18 protein-coding genes and 1 pseudogene are annotated in these 20,070 nt (G+C 33.8%); 4 read left to right on the forward strand and 15 right to left on the reverse strand.

All coding sequences use genetic code 11. The annotated features are described in order from the left end of the window. The first annotated feature begins 370 nt into the window (after positions 1-370). Entirely contained in the window at positions 371-1,000 is a 630-nt protein-coding gene (locus MKX37_RS15425; RefSeq protein ID WP_002013699.1) for a hypothetical protein, read from the forward strand. 814 nt (positions 1,001-1,814) lie between these two features. Here MKX37_RS15425 and MKX37_RS15430 read toward each other — a convergent pair. The 7 genes from MKX37_RS15430 to MKX37_RS15460 form a co-directional block, all read right to left on the reverse strand. Continuing rightward, positions 1,815-2,444, reverse strand: coding sequence for a class I SAM-dependent methyltransferase (locus MKX37_RS15430; RefSeq protein ID WP_002128080.1), 630 nt, complete (start codon positions 2,442-2,444; stop codon positions 1,815-1,817). Between the two features lie 129 nt (positions 2,445-2,573). Beyond that, a complete protein-coding gene (locus tag MKX37_RS15435; RefSeq protein WP_001046627.1) occupies positions 2,574-3,569 on the reverse strand; it encodes a D-cysteine desulfhydrase in 996 nt (331 codons plus the stop codon). Between the two features lie 268 nt (positions 3,570-3,837). Then, positions 3,838-5,070 carry a DUF4073 domain-containing protein gene (locus tag MKX37_RS15440; protein ID WP_078207008.1) on the reverse strand — a complete coding sequence of 411 codons (1,233 nt, stop codon included), beginning with the start codon at positions 5,068-5,070 and terminating at the stop codon, positions 3,838-3,840. A gap of 196 nt (positions 5,071-5,266) precedes the next feature. Beyond that, positions 5,267-6,808, reverse strand: a complete 1,542-nt coding sequence (locus tag MKX37_RS15445; protein WP_078422543.1) for a serine hydrolase domain-containing protein — start codon at positions 6,806-6,808, stop codon at positions 5,267-5,269. Positions 6,809-7,362: 554 nt separating this feature from the next. Then, positions 7,363-7,656 carry a hypothetical protein gene (locus MKX37_RS15450; protein ID WP_033708202.1) on the reverse strand — a complete coding sequence of 98 codons (294 nt, stop codon included), beginning with the start codon at positions 7,654-7,656 and terminating at the stop codon, positions 7,363-7,365. Positions 7,657-7,661: 5 nt separating this feature from the next. Then, positions 7,662-7,862 carry a helix-turn-helix transcriptional regulator gene (locus MKX37_RS15455; protein WP_000903048.1) on the reverse strand — a complete coding sequence of 67 codons (201 nt, stop codon included), beginning with the start codon at positions 7,860-7,862 and terminating at the stop codon, positions 7,662-7,664. A gap of 399 nt (positions 7,863-8,261) precedes the next feature. Continuing rightward, positions 8,262-9,374 carry an aminopeptidase gene (locus MKX37_RS15460; RefSeq protein ID WP_002128085.1) on the reverse strand — a complete coding sequence of 371 codons (1,113 nt, stop codon included), beginning with the start codon at positions 9,372-9,374 and terminating at the stop codon, positions 8,262-8,264. Between the two features lie 290 nt (positions 9,375-9,664). Between MKX37_RS15460 and MKX37_RS15465 the strand changes: the two genes are divergently transcribed. Then, a complete protein-coding gene (locus MKX37_RS15465) occupies positions 9,665-10,408 on the forward strand; it encodes a class I SAM-dependent methyltransferase (RefSeq protein ID WP_002128087.1) in 744 nt (247 codons plus the stop codon). A gap of 308 nt (positions 10,409-10,716) precedes the next feature. Here the strand turns inward: MKX37_RS15465 and MKX37_RS15470 are convergent. From MKX37_RS15470 to MKX37_RS15505, 8 genes and pseudogenes are all read right to left on the reverse strand, one after another. Continuing rightward, positions 10,717-12,122 (reverse strand): annotated as a pseudogene (locus MKX37_RS15470) (IS4 family transposase). A 204-nt stretch (positions 12,123-12,326) separates the two neighbouring features. Beyond that, positions 12,327-12,566 carry a D-alanine--poly(phosphoribitol) ligase subunit DltC gene (gene dltC, locus MKX37_RS15475; protein ID WP_002128090.1) on the reverse strand — a complete coding sequence of 80 codons (240 nt, stop codon included), beginning with the start codon at positions 12,564-12,566 and terminating at the stop codon, positions 12,327-12,329. A 70-nt stretch (positions 12,567-12,636) separates the two neighbouring features. Then, on the reverse strand, positions 12,637-13,803 hold the full coding sequence (dltB, locus tag MKX37_RS15480; RefSeq protein WP_002128092.1) for a D-alanyl-lipoteichoic acid biosynthesis protein DltB: 1,167 nt from the start codon (positions 13,801-13,803) through the stop codon (positions 12,637-12,639). A gap of 107 nt (positions 13,804-13,910) precedes the next feature. Beyond that, positions 13,911-14,498 carry a TetR/AcrR family transcriptional regulator gene (locus tag MKX37_RS15485; protein WP_002128093.1) on the reverse strand — a complete coding sequence of 196 codons (588 nt, stop codon included), beginning with the start codon at positions 14,496-14,498 and terminating at the stop codon, positions 13,911-13,913. A 350-nt stretch (positions 14,499-14,848) separates the two neighbouring features. Next, positions 14,849-15,808: an RtcB family protein gene (locus MKX37_RS15490; protein ID WP_078422471.1), complete on the reverse strand. Its 960-nt coding sequence runs from the start codon at positions 15,806-15,808 to the stop codon at positions 14,849-14,851. 106 nt (positions 15,809-15,914) lie between these two features. Then, complete coding sequence (locus MKX37_RS15495) at positions 15,915-16,427, reverse strand: hypothetical protein (RefSeq protein WP_078422472.1); 513 nt, start codon at positions 16,425-16,427, stop codon at positions 15,915-15,917. Positions 16,428-16,657: 230 nt separating this feature from the next. Further along, positions 16,658-16,876, reverse strand: a complete 219-nt coding sequence (locus MKX37_RS15500; RefSeq protein ID WP_002110694.1) for an RtcB family protein — start codon at positions 16,874-16,876, stop codon at positions 16,658-16,660. Positions 16,877-17,017: 141 nt separating this feature from the next. Then, complete coding sequence (locus tag MKX37_RS15505; RefSeq protein ID WP_078422476.1) at positions 17,018-17,938, reverse strand: class I SAM-dependent methyltransferase; 921 nt, start codon at positions 17,936-17,938, stop codon at positions 17,018-17,020. 213 nt (positions 17,939-18,151) lie between these two features. Here MKX37_RS15505 and MKX37_RS15510 point away from each other — a divergent pair, with 213 nt between their 5' ends. Continuing rightward, entirely contained in the window at positions 18,152-18,733 is a 582-nt protein-coding gene (locus MKX37_RS15510; protein ID WP_078422473.1) for an AAA family ATPase, read from the forward strand. 145 nt (positions 18,734-18,878) lie between these two features. Then, positions 18,879-20,003 carry an LPXTG cell wall anchor domain-containing protein gene (locus MKX37_RS15515; RefSeq protein ID WP_078422474.1) on the forward strand — a complete coding sequence of 375 codons (1,125 nt, stop codon included), beginning with the start codon at positions 18,879-18,881 and terminating at the stop codon, positions 20,001-20,003. The last annotated feature ends 67 nt before the right edge of the window (positions 20,004-20,070 follow it).

Here is a 20,070-nt window from a genome sequence, read left to right on the forward strand (position 1 = left end):
AAATCTTTTTTATTGATTAAACCTTTATAAACATTTAAATAAGATTTTGAATGAATATTTAAACACGTTTTTTAACCGAAATTAAATTAGGCTGAAATAAACAAAAGGAGCAACTGAAAATCCTCTTCTAAAATAAAGTGAAACTTTAATCAGTGGGACTTTTACAGGCAGTCCCCCCAAAACTTCTTTGCTTTCGCTGAATTTTGAGGCGGGGGTCTTACTGCCCACAAATAGCGGGATAAATCAACAAGACCACGCACCCATTCCTTTAAATACGGGCTTGTAGATCTAGTTATGTAACTATCCATAAAAAGGAATATTACATAGGCTAAGTCTAACATTACATTTTTAAAGTGAGGGGAATAAGCGTATGCACCAATATTGGTATTTGAATTCAAAGGGAAACGGGGAACAATATAATAACCAAATTTCAATGGCATCATTATATTCACAGCTCCAAATAACTAAAGCTGAGGGAATGAATGGTTTGAAGATTCCTGGGAATTGGAGTTATCGAGTCTATCCAGTTGGTTGGGATTCATCAGCCGATTATACGGGTTTCAATCCCCAGCCCTCCCCCTTCTCTTGGGGCCAGCCAAACAATTATGCGGGGATGATGCCCCAAGGACATCCTGCTAATTCGGCTCCATTATCAGGCCATGCAGGTTTCAATTTTCAAAAACCCCCCTTCCCTTGGGCTCAACCATTCAATCATACAGGGATGTTCGCACAAGGGCATCTTGCCGCTTTACTATCGCCGCCAGCCAAGGCTTTTAACTTTAGTACCAATAACTCGGGTGTTTTTGGAAACCCTCCAGGATGGGGAGGACAGGTAAATCCCATGGGATGGGGTGGTTCATGGCCCCCAATGGGATGGGGGAATAACGGAGGTAACGGTCAGGCAGGAATGCTTGGAAACTTACTTACAGTAGGAAAAGGCACCATGAATGGAATAGGAATGCTTAGTAGTCTAATCGGTATGGGGAAGTTCTTCTTTTAGTTAATTAGAACGGGAGGATAGGTCCATAGCCCAGACTTAAAAATCATTTCCTTTTCCATTGATTTAATCTTCTCAAACATGCCCCCTCAATGTATTTATTGTATGCTTCCAATACTCCCTCCAAGTTCGTTTCCTCGTCTTTCAAATTATAAAAACATCTGTTACCTTGTATCTGATAAGGGATAGTTGAAGGTGATTGCATCTGTTAGCTTAATAGAGATGTGGTCGCACCAACAAAACGCGAATTTCGTACGCTAAGATTCTTTCAACATAAAGATTGTTGATAACTTGTACGTGTCAGTAATACCATCTAGCTGTAGAGTGCCGAAAAAAAGTGAAGCAAACAAAATATTAATCTCTTTCTCCCTATTTTAGAAAGAGTTGGAGTAGATTACGTAGTTCCTTTCGCGTACTTCATATTAACTTCCGCTGTTATAGCAATTATATTAGCAGTTTGTGTTTTACTCTATTTAATACAGCAATTATTTTATTTTTCCTTTGGTTTGGTTACCATTTCACTTAAAATACAAATATAATCCGTAACCTAAAAAAATTATTAATATTATAGAAATACTGAGTATTGTGTATATGACCCCTCTTAATGTTGTACTCATATAATCACCCCTCTCACGCTTCAACAATTCCATTATATAACAAATAATTCGTTGGAAGTTTAAAACATGTTTTAAACTAAATTAAGCGAAGTAAGGGATGCCATTTGACTTCCCTTACTTCGCCTTTAAAGAATAATTAGTGAGTAGCTTACACATCAAGCTTATTAAGTAACCTTTCACTATTTTTTACACAATTGTAATTATAGTGTTTTTTGACATTTGATCATTATAAATTTAAATGGAGGTTTACTTTCCATATTTTTATGTGGCTCCAAAATTTCCGTAGTTTCTATCAGTCCATATTTTCCAAAGTCTTGTTGTACCGAGTCAACATCATAAAAATACATTTTTACCCCTTCCATTATCTCGAAGTAGTCTTTACCAAGTTGTTTCCCCTTCCCAAACATTGGGGCATCTTTAGAAATAGTAGTAAAAATCATATATCCGTTTGGTTTTAACTGACTATAACAATCTTTAATAAACTTCTCTCTCTCATCCTTATTCAACAAATGAATAAGTGCATAAGAAAATATGCCATCATACAGTTTGTTATCAAAAGGCATATCCGTAACTGAACCATGGAATAAATTAGCATTAATTTCATTTTCCCTCGCCAATTCGATCGCTGTTTTTGAAATTTCAATACCTGTTACATGTATTCCGTTATCAATAAAAACCTTTGCATTTCTTCCATATCCAATACCAGGAATCAATATATCCTTCACTTTCTTTTCAAGGAAAAAATCCTTCGTCAAAATTGCGGAATCTGCAGCTTCAAATCCCCACATCATTTGATTTTCTATAAAACTTGCTTCCCAAAACTCTGTCATACATCAATCTCCTTTATATATCGTTGTTTACCGTTGAATGTTGAAAAATCATCGCATATTCACGAAATTGTATCAAATTTCAACATTAATTCAAAACAAAAAGCATTGGATACCCAATGCTTTTTACACTTACGCAAACAGAGACGTATTCGCATATAAAGCTGGTGAGCCACCTGAATGTACGAATAAAATGTTGTCCTCTTTATTAAATTTGCCTTTTCTAATTAAATCAATTAATCCTGCTACTGCTTTACCTGTATAAACTGGATCAAGTAAAATACCTTCTGTTTTCGCAAGTAATTGAACTGCTTCTACCATTTCTGGCGTCGGTAACGCGTATCCTGGTCCTACATATTCATCAAAGCATGTAACTGCCTCGCGTGAAATAGAGTTTGGGATACCAACGTGAGCTGAAGTTTCATCTACAAGTTTTGCTACTTTCTCTTCTTGCTCCGCTTTTCCTCTACTTACGTTAATTCCGATTACAGGAATTTTACTTTGTGTTCCGGAAAAACCAGTAATTAAACCAGCATGCATACCAGCGCTACCACTTACACAAACAACTGAACTGAAATCAATTCCTTGCTCGAATGATTGCGCCATAATTTCTTGCGCACAAGCAATGTATCCCATTGCGCCAGTAGGGTTCGATCCACCAACTGGTATTACATATGGTGTATTACCTTTTTCACTAACTTCTTTCGCTACTTTATGCATCTCTTCCATAAGATCTGCTCCGTTTGGCACAACAATTACGTTTTCAGCACCTAATAAATGATATAAGAAATAGTTTCCGTTAAAGTCTGGCTTTTCTTCTGGCTCAAGCCCTTCTTCTAGCACAAGAATACATTTCATTTTTTCTTTTACCGCAGCTGCAAGTGTTAGACGGCAATGGTTTGACTGAATACCACCAGCTGTAATTAACGTATCTGCACCCTTTTCCTGTGCATCCGCAACTAGAAACTCTAACTTTCTCGTCTTATTACCGCCAGCTGTTAAACCAAGTAAATCATCTCGTTTAAAATAAATAGTCGGCCCACCAAGTACTTCAGAAAAATTGTTTAATTTTTCAATTGGTGTATATGATTCTGTATATTTTTTTCTCGGAAATTTAGCTAAATTCATCAATAACGCTCCTTTTATACTCTTTCACAGTAAATGTAACCATACTATTATTACATGGAAAAATGATGAAGTCACCTTTCTGGATTAAAAATGTATTAGAATTCGGTAAATGCAATTTATATCAATGATTTTTAACTCCAGTACGGTAAATGAAATTATATGAATGGTTTTCTTAATATATCGATTCAACGACAAAAATATACAAATAGAGGCCCGTTTCTCATCAATCAAAAAAGAACCCACACATTTAAATGTGGGCTCTCTCCAATCACTTATTTGCCGAAAAACGAAGAAGTTGCGTTAATCCTGCTTCTAAATTCATTTCTCCTTTATGGCGTACATATACAATCTTGTCCCCATCAAATTTTGGCGGGTTTGCTGTATAATACGTATGCCACTCATTCGTTCCTTCTACAGAGTACTCCATATATTCAGTAGCACCAACGATTACATTTTTATTATCATCTGCTGTTACATCTGGTGCCATTTGTGCAATTTTTGCGTCACTAATTAATAAGTTCTTTATGCCCTTATCCCGTTTATAATCGTAAGCCGTTACGACAACATCGTTACCGTATGCTTTCACTTGCAATCCTTGTTTGAAAGAAGATCCATCCGGAGCAGTCTTCTCTCCGCCATTTGGTCCAGCTGACATCCAGCCTGTTTCAATTCCGCCCGTATTTACAACCGTAAATCCTTTTTCATCTCCGCCTGTAATTTTCTTTTTACCAGCCCAGTCTGGCAAGTTTAAATCCCAATGCGTATGACTCGTAAAGAAAACAACTTGCGGGTAGTCTTTTAATACATCGTACAATTTATCCACGTTTAAATAGTCTTGTAAATATGGTGATTGTCTTGATCCGGATACAGAATCAGGTAAAACGTGATGAGAGAAAATGAAAATTGGCTTATTTTTATCTTTTTGACTATACTCTTCTAAATTTTGTTTTAGCCATCCTAATTGCTCATCACTCATATATACTTCATCCCACATTTTCGAATCGTGGTATTTCATATATTTTTCAGTTCCTAAAAATAAAAGCGGATAACCGTCTAATTCTTTTTTATGATATACCTTATCTTGTCCGCTAAATTTTAAATATCGATTAAACAATGTTTCTTCCGTTACACCATTTGGCCATGTATTTTGAGAGAGTTTCCCATCAGCTGTCCATTTACCAGCGTAAAATTCATGATTCCCAACAGTTGACCATACATTTTCCGGATGCTTATTCTTGTTTAACACACGCTTCACATCATCATATTGTGACTGCTGCCCAGTTTGCGTTATATCCCCATTCATAATAAGCGCTCTGGAAAGTGGCGTCACTTTGTTCATATCTTTTAATACGTGATCAAAGTCCCCTAAATCTCCTTGAATGTCACTAATAACGTTAAAAGTTGTAGCTGATTTTCGAACTTGCTCTTTCCCTTCCGCATGCATCGAAAGTGTCGGTAATAAAGCTGCCATAACAGCCAATGAAGCAACTGCCTTTTTCATACAATTTCTCCCCCTAATATAGAATGTATAAACTGACATGTTTTGCGTTCTCTTAGTTGCTTGTCCAATTCATATTATAAAGAGGGATTGTAAAGATTGATGGAGTAAAAATTTAAGTGTTTTTTAAGAGATTTTGTCTTTTCATTGCACTCCACAATTCGAAATTCGCGCCAATCCAGCTTTCTAGCCTTTAACATTACATAAATGTAAATTTTGATGTTAAATCTTTTAGTTTCATACGTTGTTTTTTATTACTTCTAACTTTCGGGAAAAATCCACTAATTAATAATGTTATAATCCATGCCATTATTAGAATAAAATTTATTGTATTACCGGAATTCAAACTAAAAACTCTCCACAAATAGGCAGCACAAAAAACGAGAATAGCAGTAATAATAAGTAAAAATACCCTAACCACTAATCTTATGTAAGGTTTCTTCTCGTGCTTAAAAATGAAAGTTCTTCTCCCTTTGTACAATCTAATCACAAATAGCAGCAAATATAAACCAAGTGTGGCTCCAATAACAATTGATGTAATAGAGTTGTTTTTTCTCTGCTCAGCTAGAGAGAAGTAACTTTCAGGTAATTTTCCAGTTTCATATTCCATCCATGCGTGGTAAATATCCTGTCGTAAGTCTATACCACCTTCACCATTTGTAAGGATTACCAATCCATCCTTTGTATTAGGAATGAAACCATAAAAAGAATGCCAGCCTCGATTGTCACCAGAATGATAAAGTAATTTCCATTGATTAGATAGTTTTTTTTCAAATATACCTAAACCATTCTCCCCTAATACTGGCTTTTGCATTTCCGTAACACGTTCACTTTTGATGACACCATTTCCTTTATTATTTGTATCCATACTTGCAAGTATCAATGTCATCATATCCGTAACATTTGTCTTGAGACCTGCAGCAGCCTGTTCGGTAAATTGGTAACTAGGGAGCTCCTCTCCAAAATATCCATAAGCTTTCGAAAGGTTATGATTTTCAGGGCGTTGTAAGAATGAACTAGATTTCATTCCTAAAGGTTTCATAATTTGTTCTTCCATATAACGATCAAAAGGTATTCCGGTAACCTCTTCAATTACAAGTTGTAAAATTGTATATCCGCCACCAGAGTAAATTGTTTCTGAACCTGGTTTATTGGTAACCTCCACTTGTTCATTAAGCCAACCTTTTCCAGACAGAGACTCCTCAATAGAATTAAGATTTTTCCCTGGTGCAACCCCAAGGTATCCTTTATGTGCAGACAGTCCTGCTGTATGACTTAATAATCTTCTTATCGTGACTTCATTATTATTAAACTCTGAATTAGGTAATTTCCATTTGGGCAGATATTTTCCAACGGGATTATCTAGTGATAAACGACCTTCATCTACAAGATGCAAGATTCCCCACACTGTAAGGCTTTTAGATATGGAACCAGCTTGAAACAAAGTATCATCACTCACCGCTTTTTTTGTCTTTTTATCTACATAACCGTAGTTAAGTGTATAAGCAATACGCCCCTCATGTACAATCCCTATTGCAACCCCTGGTACCCCATAATTCTCCTGCCATTTTGGGACCTGTTCATCCAGCTTTTTTTTGAAATCCTCTATACTCCTATCAGTCAACGTGCCTGATTCTGCCCTCACCACATTTGTAAACCATGCTTCATTCGTAATGAATATACAAATCATTAAACATAAAATACTTTTGCATATTATCGATGCTTTTTTTCTATTCTTCATTTGCTCCACCCCTTTTTTCAGAATATTCTACCCATCAATCAGAGTATCCCATTCTAATATCCCGTTCTATCGATTTTTATTACTTAACCTTACAAAATTGTAATAAAAATCAATAAAACTAATTATTCAGGGGTTTTACTATCCTTTATCCGAGGGCAATGAATTTCATCAACAAGATAGACATGAAGTTATTTATTGTTTAAGTTAATGCCCCCAAAATACTAGTTTGGTGATCTAATAGCTATATTTCCACACTACAAAAATTTATAATAGAAAAGGTGAATTTTAGTTTTAATTAAAATTTGACCAAAGTATTGCTGCAAATATTTATTTTATAAAAAGAAGAAACCCACACATTTTGATTAAAATGTGTGGGTTTTATTTTGGATTCCTTAATTTTTTATGAAGAAGATTAATTATTTTATGTAGCCTACTTAAATAAACACAGCTATTAGTTTAACTATATTCCTTCATGTTTAAAATAGAAATTTCACTTTTTAAAGAAACATGTTGTTCAATTTCCTAACAGAACAAGATAAAATACTTAATACATATTAGTAATTTTTCCTGTTTCTATTGATAAATATAAAAATACTGCCTAACACACTTAATGAAAGCGCAAAATATAACAACAAATCAGGTAGAAATTTCAAAGGAATAATATCAATTAATTGTAAAACAATAATGGAAATGATACCTAAATATAGAATATTATACAAAACATTATTTGTTTTATATAGAATTTCTCTTCCTCTTTCGTCATTTGCTTCATCACTTGATTGAAATTTTATTACATACATCTTACTTATCACTAATAAAACAAATAATAAAATTTTTAACAACAATATATGTATCACTCCTCTAGATAATCAAATACATCGGTTAACGGCTTTTCAAATGCATTTGCGATTTTAAAGGCAAGAATTAGAGAAGGGTTATATTTATTCTTTTCAAGAGTAGCGATAGTTTGACGACTAACTCCCACTCTTGTTGCCAGTTCTTCTTGAGTCCAACCTTTTTCTGCTCGACAAACTACAATTTTATTATGTAACAATAGTAACACCTCTTGAGATAATCGTAATTTATTTCTTGCAATTTGTAAAATATTTTTTACAAATTGTTTTTAAAATTAAAAATACGCATAAAAAAATACACAGAGATTTCTCCCCATGCCTACTAATCCTCTACTTCTTCACCGCATGTACATAATGCACTGTTTCAAAGGCTTCTAAATAAGTGCTAGTTCTATTCACATTATATGGAGGGATTGTAAAGATTGATGTAGTAAAAAATCAAGTGTTTTTCAAGAGATTTTGGCTTATTTCACTCAACAATTACCGAGCCGCGCCAATCTAGCTATCATTTACATTAAATAAATGTAACTTTATACAATGAATTTTTTAGTTTGTTATGGCGGGTTTTAATCTCCTTTACACAATTTCAATAAAGCACTTTACCTTTTTAAATTCTCTTCATTTAATCCGAACAACTCTTGTAAAATAAAACGCCCATCTTTTCTAATTAGTACATCATCGAACCAAACTTCACCCCCGCCATACTCCGGTCTTTGAATGTTTACTAAATCCCAATGTATCGCTGATTTATTCCCATTGTCTGCACCTTGTAACGAATCTCCAATTGCTAGATGAAAACTACCATTTATTTTTTCATCAAATAACGTATTATTCATCGGGTGTAATATATAAGGATTAAACGCTAGTGCAAATTCTCCAATATATCTTGCTCCCTCATCCGTATCAAGAATTCGATTCATTCGCTCTGTATCATTTGCATATGCATCTATTATTTTCCCCTGTTTCATATGTAACTTTATATTTTGAAACGCATAACCTTGTTGAACGGATACTGTGTTAAATGTTATTACTCCATTTACTGAATCTTTGACAGGTGCTGTATACACTTCACCATCAGGTATATTATCCGTTCCATCTCCTTTTAAAACGCCAATTCCTTCAATTGAAAACTTCAAATCCGTACCTTCTCCAATAATCCTAACTTGCTTTGTCTTTTCCATTAATTCTTTTAACGGATTCATTGCTTTCGACATTTTATTGTAATCTAACGTACATACATCATAATAAAATTTTTCATAGGCCTCAGTGCTCATATTCGCTTCTTGCGCAGACGCCGCACTCGGGATTCTTGTTGTCACCCATCTTGTTTTATACACTGCTTCACTATGAGCTTTTCCAAATATCTTTTGATATAATTTCATTTTTTCTGATGGTACATCTGCTAATTCATATGCATTTCTAGGGCTACGGAGATTAATATATACTTGCATCTTACTTAAGCGATAACATTCCCAATCTGCAAATAACTTAAATTGTTCTTCAGATCCTGATAGAATTAATTGCCTTGTAACAGAAACATCACGCATTGATACATGCGCATATCCCCCTGCTTTTTCCACAGACTTAATAATTTCACGAACTACTGCGGGATCTATTTCAGTAACACTTTGAATTAACACATGATCACCAGGCTGCACTTTAGTCGAATGATTGACTAGTACATCCGCTAATTTCGATAGTTCTCGCTTCATTACGCTCTCGTCCCTTCACTATCGTTTCAATAGCTTAATAAAAAATAAAAGGCTCTTTTCGTAAAGATTGTTGCTTATAATTAAAATAAAGGTTAATTTTCTTAATACGGTATAGTATTTACAGCAGATTATTCAGCAAACGGGCAGGATTGTGAAAGTATTGAGTTCGAGATATCTTCCTAAAAACCATTACTATAATAAAAGGATGACAAAATTTTTATGGTTAGTATGATAATTTGGAAACAGAAGTCAGCTTAATCTATGAAAACCTTATCTGAGGAGTGATGTAAGTGAAACAAAATATTTACGATAATCCGAATTTCTTCAAAAACTACACAGCATTGCGTGAAAGTGGAATAAACGCTAATGACTTCATAGAACAGCCAGCAATCAAATCATTAATTCTGTGTTTGAAAGGAAAATCGGTATTAGACTTGGGTTGCGGTGATGGTCATTTTTCAAAGTATTGTATAGAAAATGGTGCAAAAAACGTAATAGGTGTAGACATATCCAAAAATATGATTGAACGTGCTAAAAAGTTAAATCAGGATGATAACATAGAATTTATGTGTCTTCCTATGGAGGATATGGGACTAACCAATCAAAAGTTCGACCTGATTATAAGTTCCCTCTCTATACATTACATTGAAGATTACTCGGCAATGATTCAAAAGATTAATGAACTATTAAAAAGCAGTGGTGAATTTATCTTTTCAACCGAACATCCAATAGCAACAGCTCGCAAAGGAAGCAACCATTGGATAAAAACTGAGGATGGTAATACATCACACTGGGCATTAGATAATTATCAAGAAGAAGGAATCAGAGTACACAACTGGTTTGTTGACGATAGTGTGGTTATTTATCATAGAACTGTTGCCACATTAATAAATACTTTGATTGAACACGGGCTTTCGCTGGATAAAATAATCGAGCCACAATCAACTTTGGCAGGGATAGAGATAATGCCAGATTTAATAAACGAATCGCGAAGTCCATCTTTTATTATAATCAAGTCAAAAAAAACAAAATAATATTTAAAAATATCTACCGCAATCTGAGAGCTTTTATTGAATTACGAAAACAGCCGTTTCACTAAGGAATGGCTGTTTTTTATACTTCACGCAGAAAATTCACAGTGATTTGATTACTGTAAGGATTAAAATAAAGGAAAATTATAGAAAGGATAAAAATGCTTATAGCCGCTGCTACCCCATGCCCATCAACTTAAGAACCAAAACAAAATGAACTTTCGTTCATATGAACGGAAAAACCCTTAAAATACTGTGTATCCTTAAAAATGAGCATGCTAAATAAACCTCAATCGGCCTAATTTCAAAAATTATGCATCTTTCTTTTGCCGGGTCACCTCATTATACTCATAGACAACCCCCATAATATCAAAGACTGTTTTCTCTTCGTATCTGTGAGATTTCCGTCCATTCTTCTGTAGGAGGTGGAACAGCCGAATAAGAATCTTTGTTATTTCTTGGGTGTTTAGTTGCGTAGCTTGATACAAGATGTATAAATGATCTTTAATCATTCCAATAGCTTTATATTCGCTTAATTCCTTTTGTTTCTTTTGTAAAATTAATTGTCGCATTTTAAACATAGTAGAAGAACATAGAAAAATGGCAATGAGTTTTCCATAAACATGGCATTCTAATCGCTCTTGTTTGATATTTTGGCAATGATGAATTTGAAAAAGTGATTTCCAAGTTTTAAATATGATTTCAATTTGCCAACGGAGAGAATAAAAATTGTGTATTGGTAAAATATATGTTCATGCCAGCTAATCGTTTGCTTTTTTCTGAATACGTAATACCTTTTTTACTTTCCGTATACACTTGTTTTTTCATACGCTCACGCAGTTGTTTTTCTGTTAATCGATACATAATCACCCGAGTGAATAGTTTTTTATCCTTTCCAATATAAGCATCTTTTATTTCATAGACCTGCCCTGGTTTTAAGGTATTCATAATGTGTTCTAAATCAACTTTGGTGTACTGAGACTGTTTTTTTACTGTCCCATTTCGAAAATATTCAGGAAATCCATTTTTGATATACACCATATTGTTTAATTTAAGCCGTGATATATAATACACGCCACGTTGGTCCATTTGATCTAAATCATCCAGTGAATAATAGCCTAAATCCCGAATACATAGATCTCCAGGACGTAATGTAGCTAAGCACTCTGTTCCAAAAGTTTTATCATTATTTTTCCCTGGTTCCACTTGGAAATTTAAAAATTGGCCACTATGTAAATCATATTCTAACTGAATTTTTATACCCGCTGTTTGTGCACAACCACCTGATCCAGGATACACACTAGCTAAGTGTTTTGGCACTTGGAAAATCCGTTGCATCTAAAATACGAATTCGTTGAAAATAAGAGATTGAAGAGCCTGGAATCACTGATGTTTCACAAATTTTATTTTTTAATAATGTAGAGAAAATATGTTTTAAAAAGCAAACAGCTTTTTTATTGAATCGCTTATTAAGTCCTTCTGGACTCATAAGAGTTCCTGTAACAGCATGAAGTTGACTACACAGTCGTACTAAAGAATCACTCGCTACCCGCTGACTTATCCAGACACAAATAGTAGCTAAATCATGACCTGAAAACTTACGCTTTCGTTGTACAAAAGCTATTTCTCTAGCAAGTTTTTCTAAAAATGAAGGAGTAAGATGTTGATATAATTCTTCAACAAATAATTGTAGTTCACCTTGAATCGAAAAATTCATAAAAAACGTCATCCTTTCTAATAATCTTGTTTAGAAAGAATAACGTTTTTTTATACTTGGGCATAGTGAATATTTTTAACTTGATGGGCATACGGATGAACCCAAAGATTGTGAGAGAATCAAAATGTCCAAGTTTTATAGATTTTTTATACCAGGATCACAAAAAGGTCCAATGCTAGGAGCATCTGACCCAAGGTTGCTTTTTCATCGGATATCTTCCAACTTCTTAATAATCATATTTGGTGTTGCCCACTCATCACGATCGAAATCAGAAATAGACACTTCAATATTTAGACGTTCTTGGAATTCTACTAGTAAAGATACTGTAGCAAAAGAATCAAGGATACCTTCTTCAAATAATTGCACATCAGGATTTTCTTTTACAATATCATTTTCACATACTTCTTCTAAAATATCTAATACTTGATTTTTGAATTCTACCATTAAAAAAATCTCCTTTATATCTGAAATGTATTATTAGTAACTTCTTAGTTACAAGAAAAGAAATTACTTATTAAAAATAATTATTTAGGTGACCAGAGAAAATTAGGAAACCGAAACATACGAAATGGAATGTAATCACAATTGCAAGGACATGCATGAACGTATTGTTGGGCCAAAATTTATACTTCTTGTTTTTTCGTTCGAAAATATCAAATAAAATAAACAGAGCAATATGATATAGAGCATAAATCATATATTGAGCAATATGATGACCTGTAATATGCCAAATTCCCATGATAAAAAAGTTCAAAAAGACGCCAATATATGAAATCATATAGCGATTTTTTATGAGCTTTTTCTTTGTGGCAAAAAAGACAAAGCGCATGTAAATAAAATCACGGAGCCAGAATGATAAGCTCATATGCCAACGATTCCAGAAATCTTTAATATTACGACTGATAAACGGTTTATTAAAGTTTTCTGGTGTTTTAATACCCATCATATAACTGACACCGATTACGAATGAGCTATAACCTGCGAAGTCAAAAAATAGATATAAACTATAGCTATACATATAAATCATATTTGATAAAATTGTGTTTTGGTGAGCTATTGTTGCATCCATAATATTTTCTTTTATTAAGTAAGCAAGTATAAATTTATACAGAAAACCTTGAAAAATACGGTTAATACCCATGTATAGTAGATTTTGATATTCTTCAGCACTTGGTGGTTTTTGAATATCTTTTTGGAACCTGCGATACCGATCGATAGGTCCGGTCGAAATGGCAGGGAAGAACAAAATGAATTCCCAGAAATTAAAAAATGAGCATTCTTTAATTAAGCCATCGCGAATTTCAAATACCATTTGTACTGCCCTGAATGTTACATAAGATATACCAGTAAAAACAATGAGTTTTAATTCAGGTACAAATGGTGCGATTTTTGCCAAAATCAGTGGCAAAATCGACAAAATAACAGCCATGTAAAACATGAATGTATTATTATTTTGTTTTCTTAGTAGTAAATAGCCTTTAATAAGGACATATTGCCAAATAATAAATACTGCTAACATCATTGCTTGATTTGGTTTATCCGAGAAGATAATAGCAAGCATAATTAGCGTTAAGACAGCATTATATTTGCGCAACATTTTACCTCTTAATCCAGCTATGATAGTAGGTATCAATAAAATCCCCACTATAGCGAAAAAATAAAATGATCCATATGCGGTCATGCTGTAACCTCACTTTATAATGTTCTACAATCCTACATTCCATTTGGTCTCATGGAATAATGGATTGGCACATGAATTATCTCGGGATTATAGAGTTTAGTAATCACTCATTGCTTCTTTTGGAGGGCAAATTCTGATATAAATGCTTTTTCTATAATCGCATATGCCGGAGCAATTTGTTCCTCTGAAGCCCCATGCATAACTTGTAATGCTAATCCATTCACTGAAGCCAATAAGGCCCTTGAAAATGCTGCTAAGTCAATGATTTCTACATTGGAAGTTTGAACATATTCTTGAATTATGTCTATCAATTGGTTCTGTAGAACTTGAATTTCTTCCATAATTTTCGGTGACCAAGCTGCTGCCGCTAATAAAGTAAAATACACCTTTCTCCATTCAGAATTTTTGAATTGGTGATGTACTACAAATATAAGATTTTTCAATTTCTCTGAAAAATCTTGTATGTTTGAGAGTTCCTTCTGAATTTCTTTAATTTGTTTTTGCATGACATAAGAGGTAGCGTTAACTAATAAACCCTCCTTTGTTGGAAAATAATAGTGAATTAAACTTAAAGTAATTCCCGCTTTTGTAGCAATATCTCGTAATGTAATAGCGGTTGTACCTTTTTCAGCTAAGCATTCAAACGTAGCCATTAGTATTTGATCCCGAGTAGCTGTTTTTTTTGGACTAGACATTGTATTTCACCATCTTATTTTTTATTTGGTCAACCGACCAATTTATACAAACCTATAATAACTTATTAGAGCATTCTTTACAATACTGAGTACCATCCCGTATCCACCAATCTAAGGTTTTAAAGTAACCCCTAAATGAAGATTTTCTTTCTCTATAGTTAGTTATTTTGAGAATTCAGCTCTTTTTTTCTTTTTTGGGGGGTATATATTTTTTAAGTTGATGGGCATGCGCTGCTACCCCTATATAAACATTTACATTATTTTTCATAATCCTCCTACTCTACTCCCAATAGTAATATACTGACCACTTTCCAATACTATATTTCATTACAATACAGGTTACTCATCTTTTAATTAGCCTTAAAATTGTAAATCGGCTTAATAATATGTTTGATATCAATTGTTTCTTTTGTATTCTCAACAATTTCATCTATTGGCTTATATACCATTGGAGCTTCATCTAAAGTACTTTCTGCAACAGATGTAGTCCAAACTGATTTCATTGTATTTTGAAAATCCTCTAAGTTAAGTAATTCTTTAGCTTTCTTACGGCTCATAATGCGCCCCGCTCCATGCGGTCCAGAAAAGTTCCAATCTGCATTTCCTTTACCCAATGCAATGATTGAACCGTCTCTCATGTTAATTGGAATGATTACTCGTTCATCTTTCTGAGCTGAAATAGCACCTTTTCGTAAAATCATATTTTCCATATCGATGTAGTTATGAATTGTAGTGAATTGATCTATTACTTTCCAATCCATTCTAGTGACGATTTCATCCATCATTGCTTTACGATTTAACTCCGCATATTTTTGAGCGATTTTCATATCATTCATGTAATCTTTAAATCCTTGTCCTTCTAAATAAGCTAACTCTTTGCGAATCGTCGGTTTCTTAATCCCGCGTATAGCTTCATGTATTTCTTTTTGTCTGCCTTCTTTTGTTAAACGTTCAATGATTTCCTCTTTAATAGATTTAACGTTGATAAGTTGCTCATAAGCAAGGTTTTGATAATACTCTGCTATTTGTTTACCTAAATTACGAGAACCACTATGAATGACAATGAATATATTCCCCTTATCATCCTCATTCAGTTCGACAAAATGATTTCCCCCACCAAGCGTACCAATACTCTTTTGAGCACGTTGTAATGTGAATGGAGCTCTTACACTATCAAAATCAATCATTTTTGAAAATCTATGTTCCTTATCTCGAATACGAAAACCACTTGGGACAAATTGACGAATCGTTTCGTCTAAATGATCGAAGTTGATTTCCTCTTTCTTCTTATTAATCATAACAACTTCCATGCCACAACCAATATCGTACTTATCTCCCAGTTTCCTGAAAGAGTGGACTATACCTTCTCTACGGTCATTGAAGTAAGCAGCTTCTACCATAGGCTCGCCGTATTAACTATTCCATAAAATCAAATTGTTCTTGCCAATGATGGATTCGGTGGCAATTAGCACAAATTAATTCGCACTTATTCACTTCTTCTTCAAGTTTTGACAAGCTATAATGATTGATTGAATTCATATTTACGTTAAAATTTTTAGAGTTTGGATCTACATGATGAAAATCAAAGGCAGGTGTATTCATACCATCATGTTCCAAACCGCACTTAATGCATTTACCACCTAATTTGTTAATGAAGTTGACTCTTATTTCATACGCTCTCTTTTTCCTATAAGCATATCTTTGTTCTCTATGACGATAATTCCATTCGAGTTTGTATTGATTAGGAGTAGTATATTTACGACCGTTATGTCCATTAATATATTTTTTATCTCTGCCATACTTATCTTTGGATTTAATCATTTCACCACAACCACATACACACTCGATCATTGGATCTTCATCGTAGACCTTTTTGAAATATCTTTGCTTTGGTGTTAATCCATCATTATGAACTTTTCTATTTGCCATTTCGTTATACTCCTTCGACTATATATAGTGTAAAATTATAATAACACCTCCTACATCAACCATATAATTAAAGGTAGAGATTACGGAATAATTCTGCACAAATGTCTGCTAACAATGTGCAAGTCTCTGAACCATTTGACTATATCACTATAGCCTCTGGCTGCTGATTGCCCTCGCCTTTACGTTAGGGTTTCCAGCAATTGAGCGAGTTTTTTAAAGTTGGAGCCGAATTAGTTAACCCCAACTAGATTAGGAACGATTTTATCCTGAATTGTCATTGTTGTCCCAATAGTACAACCTGCGCCCGCATGTGTATCTGGCATAATACGAATCTTGCTATCCTTTACGAATTCTTGGTTACAAAGATCAATAATTTGACCTGCTGCTGTTTCTTCTACGTTAGTAGTAAATACTTTCGCTTCATTGTATTTTCCTTGTAATTTCAACATCTTTTATTTCCCCTTTCCTTTAGTTTCTACAAAACAGATATTCATATATAATACATATTATTATACTTCCTACCACTATCCCCTATTTCCTTTTTCCCCCAAAAAAAGACACAGAGATTTCTCCCCATGCCTACTAATTCTCTACTTCTTCACCGCATGTACATAATGCACCGTCTCAAAAGCTTCTAAATAATCGTTTCGTCCCTCAAAATATAATTTATTAATATCCTCTGGTGATAAGTGCTCATAAATGAGTAAGCCCACCTTCTCTAACAGTGCTTCCATTTCGGTATAAGAAAAACACGATTTCATCGGCTCTCCGCCTATCTCAGCCATCTTTATCATATTTTCAACTCGATTGGATAATCCTTTTTCCGTAAATAAGTTTTCATCGGGATAATCGAAAACGATAGAACTTCCTGCTGGAACTATCTCGAATAAATATTCTATTAAACTGGAAAGTTCCTCTTTCGTTAAATAATACGTAACACCTAAAAGGCTAAAGAAAGTTTTTGTATTTTCAAATCCTTCATTACGTAACTTTTCATAAGGAAATTCTTTTGTAAAATCTATCGAAACAAAATGAAGATTACTTGGAATTTCAAGCCCTGCTTCTTTCACTCTTTCCACCTTAAAACGCTGCGTAGAAGGATGATCCACTTCAAATATTTCTATTTTATTCTCTAACTCTCTATGTCTAAAACTAAATGTGTCTAAGCCCGCACCGAGTATGACGTATTGCTTTGCACCTAATGCAATTTCATGTAATAGCACTCTTTCACAATATGCCGCGCGTGCCAAAGGTGTTGGTGATAATTGAACTTGTGTAATCCATTTTAAAATTCCTTTCGGATTGTCTTGAAACTGCTGTGCAATGTCTTTATTGAAAAAATGTATTCCTTGAACCATGTTCGTTTCAATATCATTACGTTCTTTTTGTGAAATAAGATCTCTAGCTACATAATCATCAAAGATTTTAGAACTATCAAATTCACTATGATACGCCCTTCCGAAAGCTGATACTAACGACGTTACACTTGCTTCACCTTGTTTCATGCACATACACTCCTTCATTTTCACAACAAAAATAGGGTTCCCCTGGCCAGGAGAACCCTATTATACACTTTATTTTTATATTGGTAAATTATAGCATAAATAAGTTTTTTTGTCAAGTTTTCAACCCATTACCGCTCCAACAATTTATGTATTCCTTGGCAGGAAGATTTCGATCCACATCGAATATTCCAGATTATAACAATACATATGGAGGCCAATATGAAACGACTAGTCATTATTACAGTAGGAAAAACGCACAGCGGAAAAACTACATTTGCAAGAGCGCTAGAAAAAGAGTTCCCCAACTCTTTCATTATGGATCCAGATAACCAAGCCGAATTTATTAACACGCATTATGAAAAATTACAGCCAACTGAAGGCCCTAATACATTTAAGCACGTTCTTTCGAAATTCATTGTTGATTATGCAAAAGAACATACGATTTTACACCTTATTATTTGCAACTCAAATAGAACCCGAAACGGACGAATGTATTTGCTGAATGAGCTGTTTAAGGAAGAGGAATATGTACGCATATTAGTTCATTTTGACATCCCAGATGATGTTCTTTATGAAAGAGTGACTCGTAGCAAGCGAAGTACAAATATATTTAGAGGTAACTATTCTAGTTTCAAAGAGGTACTCAATCGCCAACAGGCCGAATCACTGCATGAAGATGTGGTAGATCCTGTAGAAAATGAGGCTGATTATTTGTTTGTTATTCGCGATAGTAAAGATGTAAAATCTACTATAGAAGAAATTGTTCATCTTGCTGAAGATTTGTCCCCTATCCCAAAATAAGAGACTATAAGAATCACATAATCATAGATTATTATGCAAATACTTCCTCTAAGCGCCGAACATGGTATATAATGATAAAATAATCTACTTCTATATGCTCAATTTTACACAATAGAGTTCACTCATAGGAAAGAGGTACAAAAATATGAAAACAAAACAAACAATCGCTGCTTCTACACTAGCTTTAGCAATGATTGCGGGATCTACCCCTACTCATGCAGAAGTAAATGAAGCTACTCCCCAGCAAAGTACTGGAGATCGATTAGCTGAAATTAAGCAACATAAACAAGAGTTAGATGCGAAATTGCAGCAGCACAAAGAAAATGTGGATCAAACATTAAATGAACTTAACCAAGTTAAGGAAAATGTTGATACAAAGGTAAATGAACTACATGAACGTAAACAAGTTGCTGATGAAAAAATTGGCGAGATTAAACAACATAAACAAGAGTTAGATGCAAAACTTCAGCAAGACAAACAAATCGCCGAAGATAAAATCGCTGAAATTAAAGAGCATAAAAAGCAAGTAGATGAAAAAGTTGCTGAAATTAAAGAGCATAAGCAAACTGTTGATGAAAAGGTTAATGAGATTAAAGAACATAAACAAACTGTCGATGAAAAAGTGAATGAAATTAAGCAACATAAAGAGAACATCGATCAGAAGGTTAATGAACTTAAGGAAGTAAAAAAACAGGTAGATGACAAATTAGCTGAGTTAAAGAAAGCGAAACAAACTGCTGAGGACAAACTTGCTGAGCTAAAAGAAAATAAGCCGAATACTGGGAACACGTTAGAGGAGCTTAAGAAAATTAAAGGCAATTTAGATAGTCTTTCCGCTAACTTAGAACTAGCTAAACAAGATGTAAAAAACAAACTAGCTGAATTACAAGAAGCTAGACAAGATTTACTAAATAAAATAAACGAAATGAAACAAGCGAAACAAACTGTTTCAGATGATTTAACAAAGAAAAAACAAGACTTAGATATTAAAATAAACGATTTTAAACATACTGAGAAAAAAATTGATGACAAATTAGCTGAGTTACATACAACAAAGCAAAATGTAGATAACAAAATTAATGAAGTATCACAATCGAAACAAACGCAAACAGACAATAACAATACTACTGTTCCAGCGAAAAACAGTGCTAGAGAACTTCCTAACGCTGGTAGTGAGCAATCAAGTAACGTGCCTTTAGGAATGTTATCTGTCTTAGGTGGACTTTTATTAGTAACACGAAATAAAATTAAAACGTTATTCTCAAAATAAAGCCATTATATCTATTTTAAAATAATCATACAAAGGCCAACTGCACATATATGTACGGTTGGCCTTT

Origin of the sequence: Bacillus sp. FSL R5-0709 (assembly GCF_038004785.1) — a bacterium.
Classification (GTDB): domain Bacteria; phylum Bacillota; class Bacilli; order Bacillales; family Bacillaceae_G; genus Bacillus_A; species Bacillus_A mycoides.